This window comes from Aurantimonas sp. A3-2-R12 (assembly GCF_036016755.1).
Classification (GTDB): domain Bacteria; phylum Pseudomonadota; class Alphaproteobacteria; order Rhizobiales; family Rhizobiaceae; genus Aurantimonas; species Aurantimonas coralicida_A.
The window spans coordinates 1-1,608 of sequence record NZ_JAYXIH010000114.1 but is presented as its reverse complement, the minus strand read 5'-3'; the positions used below and the strand labels follow the sequence as shown (position 1 = coordinate 1,608).

2 protein-coding genes are annotated in these 1,608 nt (G+C 60.5%); one reads left to right on the top strand and one right to left on the bottom strand.

Annotated elements, in window-relative coordinates; all coding sequences use genetic code 11:
- Window positions 1-275, bottom strand: a 275-nt coding sequence (locus tag VSX60_RS22270; RefSeq protein WP_327626421.1) for a hypothetical protein, incomplete at its 3' end; no start/stop codon positions are given.
- Here VSX60_RS22270 and VSX60_RS22265 point away from each other — a divergent pair.
- Window positions 265-1,494: an IS110 family transposase gene (locus tag VSX60_RS22265; protein WP_327626420.1), complete on the top strand. Its 1,230-nt coding sequence runs from the start codon at window positions 265-267 to the stop codon at window positions 1,492-1,494. The two genes, VSX60_RS22270 and VSX60_RS22265, sit on opposite strands and share 11 nt — an antisense overlap.
- Window positions 1,495-1,608: the final 114 nt, after the last annotated feature.

Sequence of the window (1,608 nt, the reverse complement as noted above, 5' to 3'; positions counted from 1 at the left end):
TTATCCGGCATGATGGCGGTGGCGCTCCAACATCTCTGCCGCACTTCGGTGATTGGCGTTATGGTGAGACCATCCGGGATGTGGGGCGCCGGGAGCACGCAAAGTGCGGGCAGACCGTGGAAACGAATGGGCTGCGAGCCCGAGCCTTTATCTGGTCGCCCCTGCGGCTTGCCCGGATGCGCCGCGAGCGCGGATCTGTAATTGCCGTGTAGCCCGCCTGCTCCTGAAACATGACCAAAGGAACTGCCATCGAAAGGAGCAAGCATGCGCATCATCGGTATGGATATCCACCGCGTCTTCGCTGAAGCGGTGGTGCTCGAAGACGGCGAGGTCAAACGTCTCGGCCGGATCGGGATGACGCGGGATCATCTAGAGTCCTTTGCAAGGACACTTCTCCCGACGGATCACGTCGTGGTGGAGGCGACTAGCAATGCGACGGCGGTCACCGAGATCATCGCTCCGCACGTGGAAAGGGTGGTGGTTGCAAACCCGCTTCAGGTCCATCTCATCGCGAAGGCCAAAATCAAGACCGACGCCATTGACGCGCGGGTCCTGGCGAAGCTTTACGCAGCGGGCTTTTTGCCGGAGGTCTGGATTCCTGATGCTGCAACCTTGGCCCGCCGCCGGCAGGTCACGCGTCGTACGCAACTCGTCCGGCAACGAGTACGTCTGAAGTCGATCGTGCAGTCGATTCTCCACGCGAACCTGATCGCCCAGTGTCCGCACGCAGATTTGTTCGGCGGGAAGGGACGGTCATGGCTGCGAGCGCAATATCTGCCGGACGACGAACAGGAAGCTGTCGATCGACATGTCGAGGAGTACGACCGGCTTTCCGAAGCGCTGAAAGGCGTGGAGCGCGACATCGCGAGAGCGGCGTTGACCGATCCGAACGTGACCAGGCTAATGACGATACCAGGCGTCGATATGGTTGTTGCTGTCGGTCTGATGGCCGCAATCGGACGAATCGACCGCTTCGACAGACCCGACAAGCTCGTCGCCTACATCGGCCTCAACCCGAGTGTTCACCAGTCCGGAGTTGGGCCCGCCTACCACGGGAGGATTACCAAGCGCGGCCGCTCGAACGCTCGTCATTTGTTGGTCGAAGCGGCTTGGCAGACCGTTCGCAGTCCGGGACCTCTCCATGCGTTCTACGAACGCATACGGGGCAAACGCGGCAATCACATTGCAGCGGTTGCCGTCGCCCGCAAATTGGCGGTGATCATGTGGCATCTTCTCACGAAGGGAGAGGACTACGGCCTGGTTCGCCCCTCATTGCACGCCAAAAAGATCAGAGACCTCGAACTGCGTGCCGGACACCCGCCGCGGCGCGGCCAAAAAGGCGGGACCTACAATTACAATATACCGCAACGCCGGCGTGACGAGCGTAACCAGGCTCTTCAGGCCGAGGGAGTTTACCGGCGAATGACGACCGGTTGGAGACGAACTGGACCAGACTCGAAACCCACGGACGCCACAAACGAGGAGCGGCTATGAACTGGCTGCGCCGCAGAGCTCGAACCCGGTGCTCTGCCGTTCGCCACGTGGTCGTCCGTGGGCAGGAACAAAATATCATGATTTTGTCGAAAGGGGCTATTCGATCTCATCCGT